Source organism: Streptomyces sp. NPDC050388 (genome assembly GCF_040655635.1).
GTDB lineage: Bacteria > Actinomycetota > Actinomycetes > Streptomycetales > Streptomycetaceae > Streptomyces.
The window spans coordinates 36,947-52,692 of record NZ_JBFAKH010000031.1; the positions used below are offsets into that span (position 1 = coordinate 36,947).

Annotated in this window: 13 protein-coding genes and 1 tRNA gene; 5 read left to right on the forward strand and 9 right to left on the reverse strand. The window is 70.0% G+C overall.

The features are described from left to right. Position 1: 1 nt before the first annotated feature. The 5 genes from AB0I73_RS19570 to AB0I73_RS19590 form a co-directional block, all read right to left on the reverse strand. A tRNA-OTHER gene (locus AB0I73_RS19570) sits at positions 2-91 on the reverse strand. Positions 92-395: 304 nt separating this feature from the next. Next, on the reverse strand, positions 396-1,115 hold the full coding sequence (locus AB0I73_RS19575) for an ABC transporter permease subunit (RefSeq protein WP_363038960.1): 720 nt from the start codon (positions 1,113-1,115) through the stop codon (positions 396-398). A gap of 13 nt (positions 1,116-1,128) precedes the next feature. After that, entirely contained in the window at positions 1,129-2,040 is a 912-nt protein-coding gene (locus AB0I73_RS19580) for an ABC transporter ATP-binding protein (protein WP_279335041.1), read from the reverse strand. Continuing rightward, the gene (locus AB0I73_RS19585) at positions 2,037-2,954 is read right to left on the reverse strand and encodes an ABC transporter permease (protein ID WP_363038962.1); all 918 of its coding nucleotides are present in this window, start codon (positions 2,952-2,954) and stop codon (positions 2,037-2,039) included. Before AB0I73_RS19585 ends, AB0I73_RS19580 begins: the two co-directional genes overlap by 4 nt. Next, on the reverse strand, positions 2,944-3,939 hold the full coding sequence (locus AB0I73_RS19590; protein ID WP_109376530.1) for an ABC transporter ATP-binding protein: 996 nt from the start codon (positions 3,937-3,939) through the stop codon (positions 2,944-2,946). The genes AB0I73_RS19585 and AB0I73_RS19590 overlap by 11 nt, the downstream gene beginning before the upstream one ends. A 300-nt stretch (positions 3,940-4,239) precedes the next feature. Here AB0I73_RS19590 and AB0I73_RS19595 point away from each other — a divergent pair, with 300 nt between their 5' ends. From AB0I73_RS19595 to AB0I73_RS19615, 5 genes are all read left to right on the forward strand, one after another. Continuing rightward, positions 4,240-4,788 carry an RNA 2'-phosphotransferase gene (locus tag AB0I73_RS19595; protein WP_363038964.1) on the forward strand — a complete coding sequence of 183 codons (549 nt, stop codon included), beginning with the start codon at positions 4,240-4,242 and terminating at the stop codon, positions 4,786-4,788. Between the two features lie 82 nt (positions 4,789-4,870). Next, the gene (locus AB0I73_RS19600; RefSeq protein ID WP_363038966.1) at positions 4,871-5,329 is read left to right on the forward strand and encodes a hypothetical protein; all 459 of its coding nucleotides are present in this window, start codon (positions 4,871-4,873) and stop codon (positions 5,327-5,329) included. 241 nt (positions 5,330-5,570) lie between these two features. After that, complete coding sequence (locus AB0I73_RS19605) at positions 5,571-6,443, forward strand: DUF72 domain-containing protein (protein ID WP_363038968.1); 873 nt, start codon at positions 5,571-5,573, stop codon at positions 6,441-6,443. A gap of 10 nt (positions 6,444-6,453) precedes the next feature. Next, the gene (locus AB0I73_RS19610; protein WP_363038970.1) at positions 6,454-7,350 is read left to right on the forward strand and encodes an LLM class flavin-dependent oxidoreductase; all 897 of its coding nucleotides are present in this window, start codon (positions 6,454-6,456) and stop codon (positions 7,348-7,350) included. A gap of 126 nt (positions 7,351-7,476) precedes the next feature. Then, entirely contained in the window at positions 7,477-8,403 is a 927-nt protein-coding gene (locus tag AB0I73_RS19615; protein ID WP_363039037.1) for an HAD family hydrolase, read from the forward strand. Between the two features lie 15 nt (positions 8,404-8,418). On the opposite strand, the gene AB0I73_RS19620 is transcribed toward AB0I73_RS19615, so the two are convergent. The 4 genes from AB0I73_RS19620 to AB0I73_RS19635 form a co-directional block, all read right to left on the reverse strand. Next, positions 8,419-9,477 carry a peptidoglycan DD-metalloendopeptidase family protein gene (locus AB0I73_RS19620; RefSeq protein ID WP_363038972.1) on the reverse strand — a complete coding sequence of 353 codons (1,059 nt, stop codon included), beginning with the start codon at positions 9,475-9,477 and terminating at the stop codon, positions 8,419-8,421. A 179-nt stretch (positions 9,478-9,656) separates the two neighbouring features. After that, a complete protein-coding gene (cydD, locus tag AB0I73_RS19625; protein ID WP_363038974.1) occupies positions 9,657-13,199 on the reverse strand; it encodes a thiol reductant ABC exporter subunit CydD in 3,543 nt (1,180 codons plus the stop codon). A gap of 12 nt (positions 13,200-13,211) precedes the next feature. Then, positions 13,212-14,216, reverse strand: a complete 1,005-nt coding sequence (gene cydB / locus AB0I73_RS19630; protein ID WP_363038976.1) for a cytochrome d ubiquinol oxidase subunit II — start codon at positions 14,214-14,216, stop codon at positions 13,212-13,214. Between the two features lie 18 nt (positions 14,217-14,234). Next, on the reverse strand, positions 14,235-15,740 hold the full coding sequence (locus tag AB0I73_RS19635) for a cytochrome ubiquinol oxidase subunit I (protein WP_363038978.1): 1,506 nt from the start codon (positions 15,738-15,740) through the stop codon (positions 14,235-14,237). Positions 15,741-15,746 lie beyond the last annotated feature (6 nt).

Consider the following 15,746-nt stretch of genomic DNA (forward strand, 5'->3'; position numbering starts at 1 on the left):
GCGGAGGATGCACGGATCGAACGTGCGCGGGCTTTCCAGGCCCGACCATGGCTTGAACCAAGCCAGTGCCTTACCACTCGGCCAATCCTCCGGGTGGGCGGCCCACGCGACGATGTGCGCGTGCTCGAAGCGGCCGCCCCGGGCAGGTCCCCGTGCGGGACGGACTCGACGGAGCAGTAGGGACTACTCCGGAATCCGCCGTGGGCTGCCCTGACGGGAGCCGGACGTACTGCCGTGCATGGACATCGCCCCGCTCCTCTCCCAGCAGACGGCGCCGGACCTTCCCGGCGATGCGGACACCACCACTCTGCCCGCCGAGGGGGTCCGGCGCCACCGAATTTGAACGCGGCGGGCGGCGCCTGCCCGGCCGCCGCCCGCCGCTCGGCCGAAAGCCCTCACTCCTCGCCTGCGAGCGTGAGCGTGCGCAGCTTCTGCCCGGCGTACCAGGTGGCCAGCACGGTGACGACGACCAGCAGGATCGTCGCGGTCGTCAGACCGACGTCCGAGGTGACCAGGTCACCGCCGGCGACCTTCTGGGCCACCGCCAGCGACCACTGCTGGATGCTCAGCGTGCGGGCACCGGGCACCAGGGAACCGAACAGGGCCTCCCAGACCAGCGCGTAGACCAGGCCGAACACCACCGCGTGCCGGGATACCGTGCCGAGCAGCAGGAAGAGCGCCGCGTACGCGATGGAGGCGACCAGCGCGGCCACCGTGTAGGCGACGGCGATCTGCTGGCCGTTGTCGTTCAGGATGAAGCCCGCGACCAGGGTGGGCACCGCCGAGAAGACCATCGTCACGGCGATCGCCACGATCAGCTTGGTGTAGATGATCGTGGGCCGTTTGATCGGCTTGGACAGCAGGTAGACCACCGAGCCGTCGTCGATCTCGGGGCCGATCGCACCGGTACCCGCGATGACACCGATGATCGGCACCATGGTGGCGAGCGCCAGCCCGCCGAGGATGTCGGCCGCGGTCTGGTCGTCGGCACCCGCGAGGGCGCGCACCGCCAGGGAGATCGCGATCAGCAGCAGCGGCAGGGCGCCCAGGATGAGGGCCCGGCGACGGCCGAGCAGGGCCCGGTAGGTGAGCCGGGCGACTGTGGGGTCGTACATGGTGTTCGGCCTCCTACGCCGCGACGAGATACGAGAAGACGGACTCGAGGGACTCGTCGGACGGCGAGACCGTGAGCAGGCGGATGCCGTGTTCCTTCGCGACCCTGGGCAGCAGGGACGTGAAGCGGCCGAAGTCGACGGCCTGGATCCGCAGCACGCCCTCGCCGTGGTCGACCTCGATGCCGGACGTGGACGGGTCCGCGATCAGCGCGGCCGCGAGGGCGCGGTCGTCACTGGAGCGCACCAGGTAACGGTGCGGGCGGTCCGTCATCAGCCGGCGGATCTTGCGGAAGTCACCGCTGGCCGCGTGCCGGCCGGCGACGACGACCTCGATGTGCCAGGCGAGCTGCTCGACCTCCTCGAGGATGTGGGAGGAGAACAGCACGGTGCGGCCCTCGTCGCCCATGCGCCGCAGCAGGTCCATCAGCTGCATGCGCTGGCGCGGGTCCATTCCGTTGAACGGCTCGTCCAGCAGGAGCAGGGACGGCTCGTGGACCAGCGCGGAGGCCATCTTCACGCGCTGTCGCATGCCCTTGGAGTACGTGGCGATCTTGCGGTCCTGTGCGTACTCCATCTCGACCGTCGCCAGTGCCCGCTGAGCCTCCTTGGCGCCCAGTCCGTGCAGTTCGGCGTTGGCGAGGACGAACTCGCGGCCGGTGAGGAAGTCGTACATCGCCTCGCGCTCGGGGACGATGCCGATGTGCCGGTAGATCTTCTCGTTGCGCCACACCGCCTGCCCGTCGAGGGTGACGGTGCCGGTGGAGGGAGCGAGGAAGCCGGCCATCATGTTGATGAGGGTGGACTTTCCGGCGCCGTTGGGGCCGAGCAGGCCGGTGACGCCGGGGCCGACGGTCATGGTGATGTCGTTGACGGCGACCACGTTGCCGAACCAGCGGGAGACATGGTCGATGGAGAGCGTGGTCACAGGCCCACCTTCCGGTAGCGGCGCGTCAGGAGGCCGTAGCAGGCCGCGATCAGGCCGAGGGTGAAGAGGACGTACACCACGCCCTCACCGTTCGTCGGGCCCACTCCGCCCGGGAAGGTGGAGACCGCGCCGAGGAAGGCGGACTGCACCCCGCCGATGAGGGTGACCGGCGAGAACAGCCCGATCCAGGCGATCGCCCCGGAACTGCCCTGGAACTCGGCGATCGCCTGGAGGGTGGAGACCGCTCCGTAGGAGATGGTCAGGACGGCGATCACGGCGGCGATGCCGAAGCCGCGGCGCGGGGTGACCGCGGCGATGACCAGGCCGATACCGGCGAAGAGCAGCGAGAGCAGTGCCACGGAGACGAGTCCTTGTGCGAATCCCTTGGTCTGGTCGGTGAAGTCGAGTTCGGCCAGCAGCGCACCCACATAGAGCACCAGCAGGGGAGTGGCGGTCAGGATGAACAGGGCCGTGGCCAGGGCCGCGAACTTGGCGCGTACGTAGTCGGCGGTCTCGATGGGCCGCGAGAAGTACAGCGGCACGGTCTTGAAGCGCAGGTCGCGCGAGACGGACTGGGGCGCCTGCGAGGCGACGTACAGGCTGATGACGGCCTGCATGATGATCGCGTAGCGCGTGTAGTCGACGGGCAGTTCCTTCGCCTTGGTGGCCACGGCGACGGCCACCATGATGGCGGCGGGCACGCACATCACCACGAACAGCAGCATCGGCAGCACCTTGGACTTCACCGAGCGGCCGAGGCCGTAGGAGCCGCGCAGGGACTGCGAGAACAGCGAGAGCCTGGCGTAGGAGCGGCCGAGGCGGGGGCCGTCGTAGGAGCGGTAACCGATGTTGTGGATTCGGGTCTGGTCACCCGACGTCGGTGCGGGTGTCCGCAGGGGCTGCTCAACCGCCATGGCCGACCGCCTCCTTCCGCTGCTCGCCGTTGCCGGTGTCGGGACCGGCCGCGGTGTCGGTGTCGTTCTTGAAGACCTCGGAGATGTGGTGGCGGCGCTGTTCCATGCGCACCAGGCCGAGCCCGAGGTCGGCGATCACGTCCCGCACCAGGTCGTAGGTCTCCTCACCCTGTGTCGTGAGCAGGAGGATGTGGCCGGCGCCCGGCAGTCCGCTGCCGTCCTGGACAGTCACCCCGCGCGTGTGGAGCGCGTCACGCACCGCGCGGGTGCCGTCCGGGTGCTCGTCGGTGTCGGTGACCTCGATCGCAAGGGTCGTCGTGATCTGGGTGAAGTCCGTGGTGGAGCTGGAGCGCAGCAGCTTGCCGCCGTCGACGACGACCACGTGGTCGCAGGTGCGCTCGAGTTCGCCCAGCAGGTGGGAGGTGACCAGGACCGAGATGCCGAAGTCGGTGTGGATCCGGCGGATCAGGCCGAGCATCTCGTCGCGGCCGACGGGGTCGAGACCGTTGGTCGGCTCGTCCAGGAAGACCAGTTCCGGGTCGTGCACCAGGGCCTGTGCGAGCTTCACGCGCTGCTTCATGCCGGTGGAGTAGCCGCCCATGGGGCGGTAGCGCTCCTCGTACAGGCCGACATGGCGCAGGGTGTCCGCGGTGCGCTCCCGCGCGGCGGTGGGAGGCAGGCCGGACATGCGGGCCATGTGGACGACGAACTCGGTGGCCGAGACGTCCGGCGGCAGGCAGTCGTGCTCCGGCATGTAGCCCACCCGCTCGCGGATGGCGGCGCCCTCGGTCGCGACGTCGAGGCCGAGCACTTCTGCGCGGCCCTCCGTGGCGGGGGACAGACCCAGAAGGATCTTGATCAGTGTGGACTTGCCGGCTCCGTTGGCTCCGACGAGTCCGGTCACACCGGGCCCGACATCCATGGAGAGCCGGTCAAGCGCGGTCACCCTGGGGAACCGCTTGCTCAGGCTTTCGGTCGCGATCACAGTCACGTCCCCGACGTTAGTGGCCCGCGCCACGTGAGTCGTCAGACCGGAGAGCCGTCTTGGAGTCCCCCTGGAGTCGTACGGGCCCGTAGGGGGTCCTTCACCGGGAGTGGTACGGGACGTGGGCGGTGCGCCGGATCACCCGGGTGAAGCCGTCCTTCTGAGAAGACTGGTGGAACTCCGAAGCGGTTGTCCACAGGGGAACCCAATTCCGCTGTGGATAACCGCACCTGACTGTGGATCAAACATCCTGGGCGAAATTGATCGCGTGATGCACATCTCTTCCGGCAGGCTGGACGGATGGATGAAGGACGCACCGTGAAGGTGTCGAAGTACCTCGCCAGGCATCTGCGCCATACGCCCGAGGAGATCGGGCTCGCCCTCGACGAGGCCGGCTGGGTCGAGATCGAGGCGCTGATCGCCGCGGCGACCGCGCACGGTTTCCGGTTCACCCGGGCGGAACTGGAGCACGTGGTCGCCGCCAACGACAAACAGCGCTTCGCGATCGAGGGCACCCGGATCCGCGCCAGCCAGGGTCACAGCGTCGAGATCGACCTGGGACTGCCGTCGGCCGTCCCACCGCCGTATCTCTTCCACGGCACCGTCGGCCGCCACTTGGCCACCATCCGCGCCGAGGGCCTTCTGCCCATGGACCGGCACGACGTGCACCTCTCCGCCGACCGCGCGACGGCGGCCCGCGTCGGCGCCCGCAGGGGCCGCCCGGTGGTGCTCTCCGTGGACGCGGCAGCCATGCACCGCGACGGCCACGTCTTCCGGGTGAGCGCGAACGGCGTATGGCTGACCGCCGCCGTACCCGCTCGGTATCTGCGGTTCTCCGAGAGCCACTGACACGGCGGTTCCCCCGGCCCCGCCACCCGCGAGTTCCTCATGGGTGGTGCTGCCGCACTTTCCCGACGGCCGACGACGCCGCATGATCAACGGTATGGACCATCTGCCCACCACCGAGGCCGCCGTCACCGCCCTTCGGGCGCTCGCCGAAAGGTACGAACGCGAGATCGAGGTCACTCATGACGTAGGCGCCGACCAGACGTCACGCCGCACCGCGGCGGGCGTGGGAGTCACTACCGACCCGGACGGCTCCCTCCCCCATGAGGCCTACGTCGAGTTCGGCGGCCTGCCCAGGGTCAGTGTGCGGCTCTATCCCGAGGACGACGCGCTGATCGACGTGGAGGGCGTGGAGTGCCCCGACATCCCCCGCGACGAGGTCCCGGCCTTCCTTCACTCCGTCTTCGGCGGTCTCGCCTACGTCAGAGGGCGCCGCTTCCCGCCGGGTCACTTTCTGATGGTGCCGCTGCCCGGGGGCCGGACGCACAAGGAGTTCATCCCGATGATCGTCCTCACACCCTGGCTGAGCGCGCGCGTGCGGTGAGCGTTTTGCATTGATCGTTTCACGTGAAACACCGGGGTGCTCAGAGTCGAGCAGGCTCTGGGCCCGAAGGCATGAACCTGCGCCTGCGCACCGTGATCCTGCCGGAACGGGCCGTGGTTCGCTGCGCTCCCGATCCTGACCGGCGGCTCCGGCGGAACCACCGGGACCCGTTGCGGACCGCCGGGCGGACGGCCCCACGTGCCGAACGAATCCGTCGCCGCCTGCGGGGAAGACAGGCGGGATGGGAGAGATCCGGGTCGGAACCTGCTCGTGGACGGACAAGGCGCTGGTGTCCAGCGGCTGGTATCCGACAGGCCACCGCGACGCGGAGGGCAGACTGCGGCACTACGCCACACAGTTCCCGGTGGCAGAGGTGGACTCCACCTATTACGGGCTGCCCAGCGCCCGTAACAGCGTTCTGTGGACCGACCGCACCCCTGAGGGCTTCCGGTTCGACGTGAAGGCGTTCTCCCTGCTCACCGGACATCCGACACGGCCGGAAGCGCTGCCCGCCGAACTGCGCCCGGCCCTCGCACGGCAGCGTGGGCGGGCAGGCATCGACCCCGGACTGCTCGACGATGTGTGGGATCGGTACAGCGCGGCCCTCGAACCACTGCGCACGTCCGGTCGTCTGGGGACACTGGTTTTCCAGTTCCCGCACCGACTCGTACCGGGGAGGCCGGCGGTGGAATTCCTGCGCCGGTGCCGCGAGCGCGCCGCGGGATGGCCGATGGCCATGGAGTTCCGACACCCCGGCTGGTGGCGCGAGGAGCAGGTCGATGCGACGACCGCCCTGCTGACGGAGCTGGACACGACCGCTGTGGCCGTGGACATGGTGCAGACGCTTCCCGCTTCCGTGCCACCTGTCGTACGGGTCACCACCCCGGAACTCGCCCTGGTGCGCTTCCACGGTCGCAACAGCGCGTGGGGAACCGGCACCAAGAAAGAGAGGTTCCGCCACTCGTACACGCCCGAAGAACTCTCCGAGTGGACACCGCGCGTCCGCGAGATGGCCGAGCAGGCGCGGGAGGTCCACGTCCTGTTCAACAACTGCTGCGGTGACGCCGCCGTCCGCGCCGCGCAGTCGATGCGGCACCTGCTCGGTCTCTCGTAGGGTCGTCCCCATGCGACTGAGCACTGTGATTCTGCCGATCGACCGCTGGCACGAGGGGGGCCGCGACAAGTGGCGGCGCGCCGAGGAGCTGGGCTTCCACGCCGCCTACACCTACGACCACCTGTCCTGGCGGACCTTCCGGGACGGCCCCTGGTTCGGCGCGGTCCCCACGCTCACCGCCGCCGCGGCGGCCACCGAACGGCTCCGGCTCGGCACACTCGTCACCTCGCCGAACTTCCGGCACCCGGTGACCCTCGCCAAGGAGCTGATCTCCCTCGACGACATCTCCGGCGGGCGCGTCACCCTCGGTATCGGCGCGGGCGGAACCGGTTTCGACGCCACCGCGCTCGGCCAGGAGCCGTGGACACCGCGCGAGCGGGCCGACCGCTTCGCGGAGTTCGTTCCCCTGCTCGACCGGCTGCTCACCGAAAACTCCGTGTCGTACCAGGGCGACTTCTACGCGGCGCACGAGGCCCGCGGCATCCCGGGTTGTGTGCAGCGGCCCCGGTTGCCGTTCGCCGTGGCCGCCACCGGACCGCGCGGACTGCGGCTCGCCGCACGGCACGGGCAGGCGTGGGTGACCACGGGCGACCCGAAGCTGTACGAGAGCGGCACACCCGAACAGTCGGTTCACGCCATGCGCGGTCAGGTGGAGAAGCTGGCCGACGCCTGCGCCGAGCGCGGACGGGACGTGGCCGAACTGGACAAGATCCTGCTCACGGGATTCACCCCGGACCGGGGTCGTCCGCTGGAGTCCCTGGACGCGTTCGTCGACTTCGCGGGCCGCCACACGGAGCTGGGATTCACCGAGATCGTGCTCCACTGGCCCATCCCGGACTCGGACTTCGCGGCGGACCAGAAGGTCTTCGAGCGGATCGCCATGGAGGCGCCGGCTCAGCTGTCCTGAGCAGGAGCCCGACCGGGCGGGACGATGCCCGTGCCCCCACGGCAACCGCTTCATCGCGCACTCCGGGGAGCGCCGAAGAGCGGTAACCACTCATATGCGCGGAGTGCCGCACGGCCGTGCGGACGCATACGGGACAATGACCGGGTGACCTCAGCGATCCGACAGCCCGCGACTCCGGGCTCTCCCCAGTTCTCGACCTCGCTCGAGCAGGAAGACAGCCTCGTCGCCCCACCGCGGCTCATCGCCACCGACCTCGACGGCACCCTGCTGCGCGACGACAAGTCGGTGTCCCCCCGCACGGTCGCCGCACTGGCCGCCGCCGAGGAGGCGGGCATCGAGGTTTTCTTCGTCACCGGCCGCCCGGCCCGCTGGATGGACGTCGTCAGCGACCATGTCCACGGCCACGGGCTCGCCATCTGCGGCAACGGCGCCGCCGTCGTCGACCTGCACGGCGGCCCCGGCGCCCACCGCTTCGTGAAGGTGCGGGAGCTCGCCCGGCAGAACGCACTGGACGCGGTGCGGCTGCTGCGCGACGCCGCACCGGGCACCGTGTACGCCGTCGAGCAGACCTACGGCTTCAACCAGGAGCCGACGTACCCGAAGCTGCACATGGAGGCCCCGGACCTCCTGGCCCCGGCCGAGGAACTACTGGCGCCGGACGCCCCCGCCGCCGACGAACCGGTGCTCAAGATCCTCGCCCACCACCCCGAACTCGACCCCGACGCCTTCCTCACCCTGGCACGGCTGGCCATCGGCGCCCGTGCCAACGTCACCCGCTCCAGCCCGAGCGCCCTGCTGGAGATCAGCGGTCCCGACGTGTCCAAGGCGAGCACGCTCGCCCTGTGCTGCGCCGAGCGCGGAATCTCACACGAGCAGGTCGTGGCGTTCGGGGACATGCCCAACGACATCGAGATGCTCACCTGGGCGGGCCGTTCCTATGCGATGAGCAATGCTCACCCGGACGTCCTCGCCGCCGCCTCGGGGCAGACGGTCGCCAACAACGAGGACGGAGTGGCCGTGGTGATCGAACAACTGCTTGCGGAACACTCCTGAGCGTCGGGGGCCCGCTCAGAGGGTCAGGCCTCGTTGTGCCAGCCACGACACCGGATCCACCGCCGAGCCCATCTCCGGTGTGACCCGCACCTCGAAATGCAGGTGTGGTCCGGTGGAGTTGCCGCTGGTCCCGGACTGGCCGATCCACTGCCCTGGCGAGACACGGTCGCCCTGGTCGACGGCGACGGCGGCCAGATGGGCGTACTGCGTGTAGTAGCCGCCCGTGTGCTGGACCACGATCTCGATGCCGAAGGCCCCTCCGCAGGACACCTTCACCACCCTGCCCGCGCCCACGGACCGCACCGGCGTGCCGATCGGCACCGCGAAGTCCTGCCCGGTGTGCCGGTTCGCCCAGAGTGCGCCGCCACTCCCGTAGGACGCGGACAGCACGTAGGTCTCCACCGGTGACACCCAGGAATCGGTGAACCGGGAATCCGGCTGGTCGAGCCGCACCGCACCACGGCAGGAGCCGGCCGTGACCGAGGCGTCCGCCTGTCCCTGCAGCTGCCACCGCGCCGTCTCGAGTTTCTGCTCGATGCCGTTCTTCAGGTCGGCGAGTTCCTTGTTCCGCTTTTCCAGCGCTTTCCACGCTCCCGCCGCCTTCGCCTCGTCACGGGCGATCCGTGCTTCGGCCCGTGCGTTCTTCTCGATCGCGTGGTCGAGGGCCACATGCGCCTTCCACAGGGCTCGCTGGCCTCGCATCATCTCCTCGGGATCGTCCGCGAGGAGGATGTGCGCGGTCAGCGGCACCCCACCGCCGGTGCGGTACTGGGACCGCGCGATCCGGCCCAGATCCCCGCGCAGGACAGCGGACTCCTCCCGTTCCCGGTCGAGCAGCTTCTCCAGCCGCTGTGCCTCGGCCCGCTGCCGGTCGGCCTCGCGCCTGCCCGCCTCGTACTTCAGGGTCGCCGCAGCCGCTTCCTCGTAAAGCCGCACCACCTGTGCGCTGATACCGGATTCCGAGCCATGACCGGGGGCCTGGGGCACCTCGCCATCGAGGGGCCGGGCGGCGAGCACGGCGAGCGCGCACAGCGGCACGGCGACGAACAGCGGATGACGGCGGGTGAGGCGCATGACAGCGATCCTTGCGCCGCTCGGGCACCCGGTCCTGTTCATGTCGTACGCCTGGGGGAGCGTGCGACCCGGATGGACCAGCGATACCGCCGAAAAGGGGCCCATCCGGTCGGGGTTGACGCCTTGTCACGCGTGCCCCCCGTGGTCACGCGTGTGGCGTCCCGGACTCCGCGTCCCGGTCAGTTCACCACCGCCAGCCGGTCCGACTCGGTCTCGCGCCGCAGCATCCGCCGCAACGGCCCGGCCGCAGCGGCCAGTTCCCCGTATGCTCCGCGCTGCACCACGCGTCCCTCGTCCAGCACGATCACCTCGTCCACCGCCGCCAGTCCGGCCAGCCGGTGGGTGATGAGCAGTGTCGTACGGCCCTCGGTGGCGGCCAGCAGATCGGCGGTGAGCGCGTCCGCGGTCGGCAGGTCGAGGTGCTCCGCGGGCTCGTCCAGCACCAGCACGGGGAAGTCCGCGAGCAACGCCCTGGCCAGCGCCAGGCGTTGCCGCTGGCCCCCGGAGAGCCGTGCCCCGTGCTCGCCGACGAGGGTGTCCAGGCCGTCGGGCAGACTGTCGGCCCACTCCAGCAGCCTGGCGCGGGCGAGCGCGTCGCGCAGTTCGCCCTCGGTGGCGTCCCGCTTCGCGAGCAGCAGGTTCTCACGCACCGAGCTGTCGAAGAGGTGGGCGTCCTGCGCGCACAGTCCGACCAGCCGTCGCACGTCGTCGCCGTCCAGGGCGTACGCGTCCACACCGGCCAGCGTGTACGAGCCCGCCCCCGGGTCCAGGAGCCGCAACAGCACCTGTGCGAGCGTCGTCTTGCCGGAGCCGGACGGGCCGACCACCGCGATCCTGCGGCCCTGCTCCAGCCTCAGGTCCAGCCCGGCGAGCGCGTCCCGTTCCTGCCCGGCGTGCCGGGCCTCGAGCCCCTTGACCACGAGCGGGAACGGCGACGCGGGCGCCTGCCGGGGCCGTTCCGGCTCCTGTACGGGCACCGGGGCGTCCAGTACCTCGTACACGCGTTCGGCGCTCTTGCGCACGCGCTGCCGGTACTGCACGGCGAGCGGCAGTCCGAGGACGGCCTCGAAGGCCGCCAGCGGGGTGAGGACGACAACGGCCAGCGCCACGCCGTCCAGTCGGCCGGCGGCCACCGCCTGCACGCCGACGAGAGCCGCGGCCGTGACGGTCAGGCCCGAGATCAGTGCGGTGAGTCCGTCTCCGAGGGCGGTGGCGGTGGCCGCGCGCGAGGCGATCCGGGTGAGCACTCCGTCGGCCCGTCGTGTCTCTGTGGTCCGCGTGGGCAGGGCGCCCGCGACCGTCAGCTCCGCGGTTCCGGTAAGCAGGTCGGTGACGCGGGTCGCGAGGACTCCGCGGGCGGGAGCCAGTCGGCGCTCCGCACGCCGGGCCACGGCACCCGTGATCGCCGGTACACCGGCTCCCGCCGCGAGCAGCCCGGCCGCGAGCACGGCTCCGGCCTCGGGGAGCAGCCAGGCCGTGAAACCGACGGACAGAGCCGAGACGACCACCGCCGCACCCGTCGGAAGCAGCCAGCGCAGCCAGTAGTCCTGCAGTTCGTCCACATCGGCGACCAGCCGGGAGAGCAGATCGCCCCGGCGTGTCCCTCGCAGTCCGGCAGGTGCCAGCCGCTCCAGCCGCCGGTACACGGCGACCCTGGTGTCGGCCAGCATCCGCAGCACCGCATCGTGCGACACGAGTCGCTCGGCGTACCGGAACACGGCCCGTGCGAGGCCGAAGGCCCGCGTCGCCGTCACGGCGATCATCAGATAGAGCACGGGCGGCTGCTGCGAGGCCCGGGAGATGAGGTATCCGGACGTCGCCATGAGGCCCACGGCGCTGCCCAGCGCGACACTGCCGAGCAGCAGCGCGAACGTGAGTCGCCCTCGTCGGGCTCCGGACATCGCGCGGACGCGGGCCAGCACCCCGCGCGCGCCGGTCTCCGCGGCAGCCTCTGCCGGGACGCCCTCCGATCCGGACCGCGTCGAGTCTTCGGCGGAGGCGGGAGTGGCACCGGGGGTGAGTTCGGTGAGCAGAGGCTCCCGGTCGATGCCGACGTGGTCCGCCGGTCCGGGCCGCGCCCGGTCACCGGGAGCGGGTTCCGTCACACGCACCACTCGGTCCGCCACCGCCAGCAGAGCCGGCCGGTGCGCCACCAGCAGCACGGTCCGACCGGCCGCCAGCCGCCGTACCGCTGCCACGACCTCGGCCTCGGTGGCCCCGTCCAGCGCGGCCGTCGGCTCGTCGAGCAGCAGCATGGGCCGGTCCGCGAGGAAGGCGCGGGCCAGCGCGAGCCGTTGCCGCTGCCCTGCGGACAGTCCCACCCCGTCCTCGCCCAGCGCGGTGTCGGCGCCCTCGGGCAGCGCGTCCACGAATTCCAGGGCGCCCGCGTCCCGCAGGGCACGGCGAACGGCGTCGTCATCCGCTTCGGGCCGGGCCAGGCGTACGTTCTCGGCGATCGTCCCGGCGTACAGGTGCGGTCGCTGCGGCACCCAGGCCACCCGACTGTGCCACTGTGCCGGATCGACACCGGCGAGATCGGCTCCCCCGATCCGCACTCGCCCCTCGGTCGGCCGCACGAAGCCCAGCACCACGTTCAGCAACGTCGACTTGCCGGCCCCGCTCGGCCCGACGAGCGCGACCGTCTCCCCCGGCTCGACGGAGAAGGACACGTTCGACAACGCGTCCACCGCCCGTCCGGGATAGCGGACGGTCACGCCCTCGAAGGACAGGGCACCCGACGGCACCGCGCCGGTCCCCGGCGTCGGAACGGGTGTTTCCAGGACCGAGAAGATCTCCTCGGCGGCGGCCAGTCCCTCCGCCGCGGCGTGGTACTGCGTACCGACCTGCCGCAGCGGCAGATACGCCTCGGGCGCGAGGATCAGGATGACCAGGCCGGTGTACAGGTCCATTTCGCCGTACACGAGCCGCATGCCGGTTGTCACGGCGACCAGCGCCACCGAGAGGGTGGCGAGAAGTTCCAGCGCGAAGGAGGAGATGAAGGCGATCCGCAGGGTCCGCATGGTCGCCCGGCGGTATTCGGCGGTGATCCGTCGGATCGACTCCGCCTGCGCCTTGGCCCGCCCGAACACCTTCAGCGTCGGCAGGCCGGCGACGACGTCCAGGAAGTGGCCGGACAGCCGGGACAGCAGCTCCCACTGCCGGTCCATCCGGGACTGGGTGACCCAGCCGATCAGCATCATGAAGACCGGGATGAGCGGCAGGGTGACGACGATGATCGCCGCCGAGACCCAGTCCTCGGTGACGATCCGTGCCAGCACCGCCACCGGAACGACCGCAGCGAGCCCCAGCTGGGGCAGATAGCGCGAGAAGTAACCGTCGAGGGCGTCGACCCCACGGGTCGCCAGGGCGACCAGCGAACCGGTCCGCTGCCCGGTCAGCCATCCCGGGCCGAGCGCCGTGGCCCGCTCCAGCAGCCGGCCCCGCAGCTCCGACTTGACCGCCGCGCTCGCCCGGTGCGCGGCCAGCTCGGTGAGCCAGCCGACCAGGGCACGGCCGACCGCGACACAGGCCAGGAGCACCACGGGAGTGCCGAGTTCGGTCAGGTCCAGGCCGTGTTGGAAGGCACCCACCACCACCTCGGCGATGAGCATGGCCTGAGCGATCACCAGCCCCGCGCCGACGACGCCCAGGGTGACGACCGCCACCAGGAAGAGTCGCGTGGCACGGGCGTAGCGGAGCAGTCGCGGGTCGATTGGTTTCACGTGAAACACACCTCAGTGCACGGGATCGGCGATGTGCTGGGTGCCGATCCGCTTGCGGAAGACCCAGTACGTCCAGCCCTGGTAGAGCATGACGAACGGCGTGGCGATCACCGCGAGCCAAGTCATGATCTTCAGGGTGTAGGGGCCGGAGGAGGCGTTGGTGACGGTGAGGCTCCAGTCCGCGTTCAGCGTGGACGGCATGACGTTCGGGAAGAGCGTCAGGAAGAGCATCGCCACGGCGGCCACAATGGTGACACCGGACAGGGTGAACGACCACCCCTCGCGCCCCGCCCGGTTCGCCACCAGGGCGCCGACCAGCGCGGCGACCGTGACCACCAGCGCAACCAGACTCGCGCCGTCACCGCCGTCGGCCTGCGTCCACAGCAGGAAGACCAGTGCCAGTACGGCCGTGACCAGCCCCACGCGCTGCGCCAGCTGCCGCGCCCGTCCCCGGATCTCACCGACGGTCTTGAGCGACGCGAACACCGCACCGTGGAAGGTGAAGAGCGTCAGCGTGACCAGGCCGCCCAGCAGGGCGTACGGGTTGAGCAGGTCCCAGACGTTGCCCACGTACTCGAACCCGGAGTCGATCTTCACTCCGCGCACGATGTTCCCGAACGCCACGCCCCAGAGGAAGGCGGGGACGAGCGAGGTCCAGAAGATCGCCGTCTCCCAGTTGCGCTGCCAGCGCTCCTCCGGCCGCTTCGCCCGGTACTCGAAGGCGACACCCCGGACGATCAGGCAGACCAGAATGACCAGCAGCGGCAGGTAGAAGCCGGAGAAGAGCGTGGCGTACCACTCGGGGAAGGCGGCGAAGGTCGCGCCGCCGGCCGTGAGCAGCCACACCTCGTTGCCGTCCCAGACAGGGCCGATGGTGTTGATCAGCACCCGCTTCTCGGCGCGGTCGCGGGCGAGCAGCCGGGTGAGGATCCCGATCCCGAAGTCGAAGCCCTCCAGGAAGAAGTAGCCGATCCACAGGACGGCGATCAGAACGAACCAGACGTTGTGCAGTTCCATGACTGTGGCTCCCTCGGCCTAGTACGAGAAGGCCATCGGCTTGTCGGCGTCACGGGGATCGCCGCCGATCTTCGTGGGCGGGTTGAGGTCGGCCTCGGTGAGCTCGGGCGGACCTGCCTTGACGTACTTGGCGAGCAGCTTGACCTCGATGACGGCCAGGACGGCGTAGAGCAGGGTGAAGACACTCATCGAGGTGATGACCTCGGCCTGGGACACACCGGGGGAGACCGCGTGGCGGGTCTGCATCAGGCCGTAGACGACCCAGGGCTGCCGGCCCATCTCTGTGAAGATCCATCCCCAGGCGTTGGCGATCAGCGGGAACGCCATCGTCCAGAGCGCCAGGCGCCAGTACAGCCGGGTGAGCCGTGCCCCGAGCGGCTTCTTCAGCAGCACCAGATGCGGGACCTCGTCCTCCCCGGTGCGCAGGGCGGCCGGCAGCAGGAACCTCTTCCGCGTGAGCCAGAGTCCCAGCAGGGCGAGCGACAGGGACGCCATGCCGAAGCCGATCATCCATCGGAAGCTCCAGTAGGCGACGGGGACGATGGGCCGGTAGTCACCGGGCCCGAACTCCTCCTGCATGGCCTCGTTGGTGTCGTTGATTCCGGGCACGTGCGACTCGAAGTCACCGTGGGCGAGGAAGGACAGCAGCCCGGGGATCTCCAGCGCGACCTTGTTGTGTCCCTTGTCGACGTCTCCGTACGCGAACACGGAGAACGGTGCCGGGCCCTCGCCGTCCCACAGCGCCTCCGCGGCGGCCATCTTCATCGGCTGCTGCTCGTACATGACCTTGCCGAGGGTGTCCCCGCTGACCGCGGTGAGCAGCCCGCCGACCGCCATGGTGACCAGGCCGAGCCGGAGCGACGTCCGCATCACGGGTATGTGCTTCTTGCGCATCAGGTGGAAGGCCGCGATGCCCACCACGAAGGCGCCGCCCGTCAGGAAGGCTGCCGAGAAACTGTGGAAGACCTGGTTGAGCGTGGTGTTCTGGGTGAGCACCAGCCAGAAGTCGGTGAGCTCGGCGCGGCCCTTCTCCTCGTTGATCCGGTAGCCGACCGGGTGCTGCATCCAGGAGTTGGCCGCGAGGATGAACCAGGCTGACAGCAGGGTGCCGAGCGAGACCATCCAGATGCAGGCCAGGTGGATCTTCTTGGGCAACTTGTCCCAACCGAAGATCCACAAGCCGATGAAGGTGGACTCGAAGAAGAAGGCGAGCAGGGCCTCGAAGGCGAGCGGGGCGCCGAAGACGTCACCGACGAACCTCGAGTAGTCGGACCAGTTCATGCCGAACTGGAACTCCTGCACGATGCCGGTGACCACACCCATCGCGATGTTGATCAGGAAGAGCTTGCCCCAGAACTTCGTCGCCTTGAGGTACTTCTCCCTCCCGGTGCGCACCCAGGCGGTCTGCAGCCCCGCGGTGAGGGCGGCCAGCGAGATCGTCAGGGGAACGAAGAGGAAGTGGTAGACGGTGGTGATACCGAACTGCCATCGCGCCAGGGTCTCCGGCGCCAGAGCCAGGTCCACGTCGTC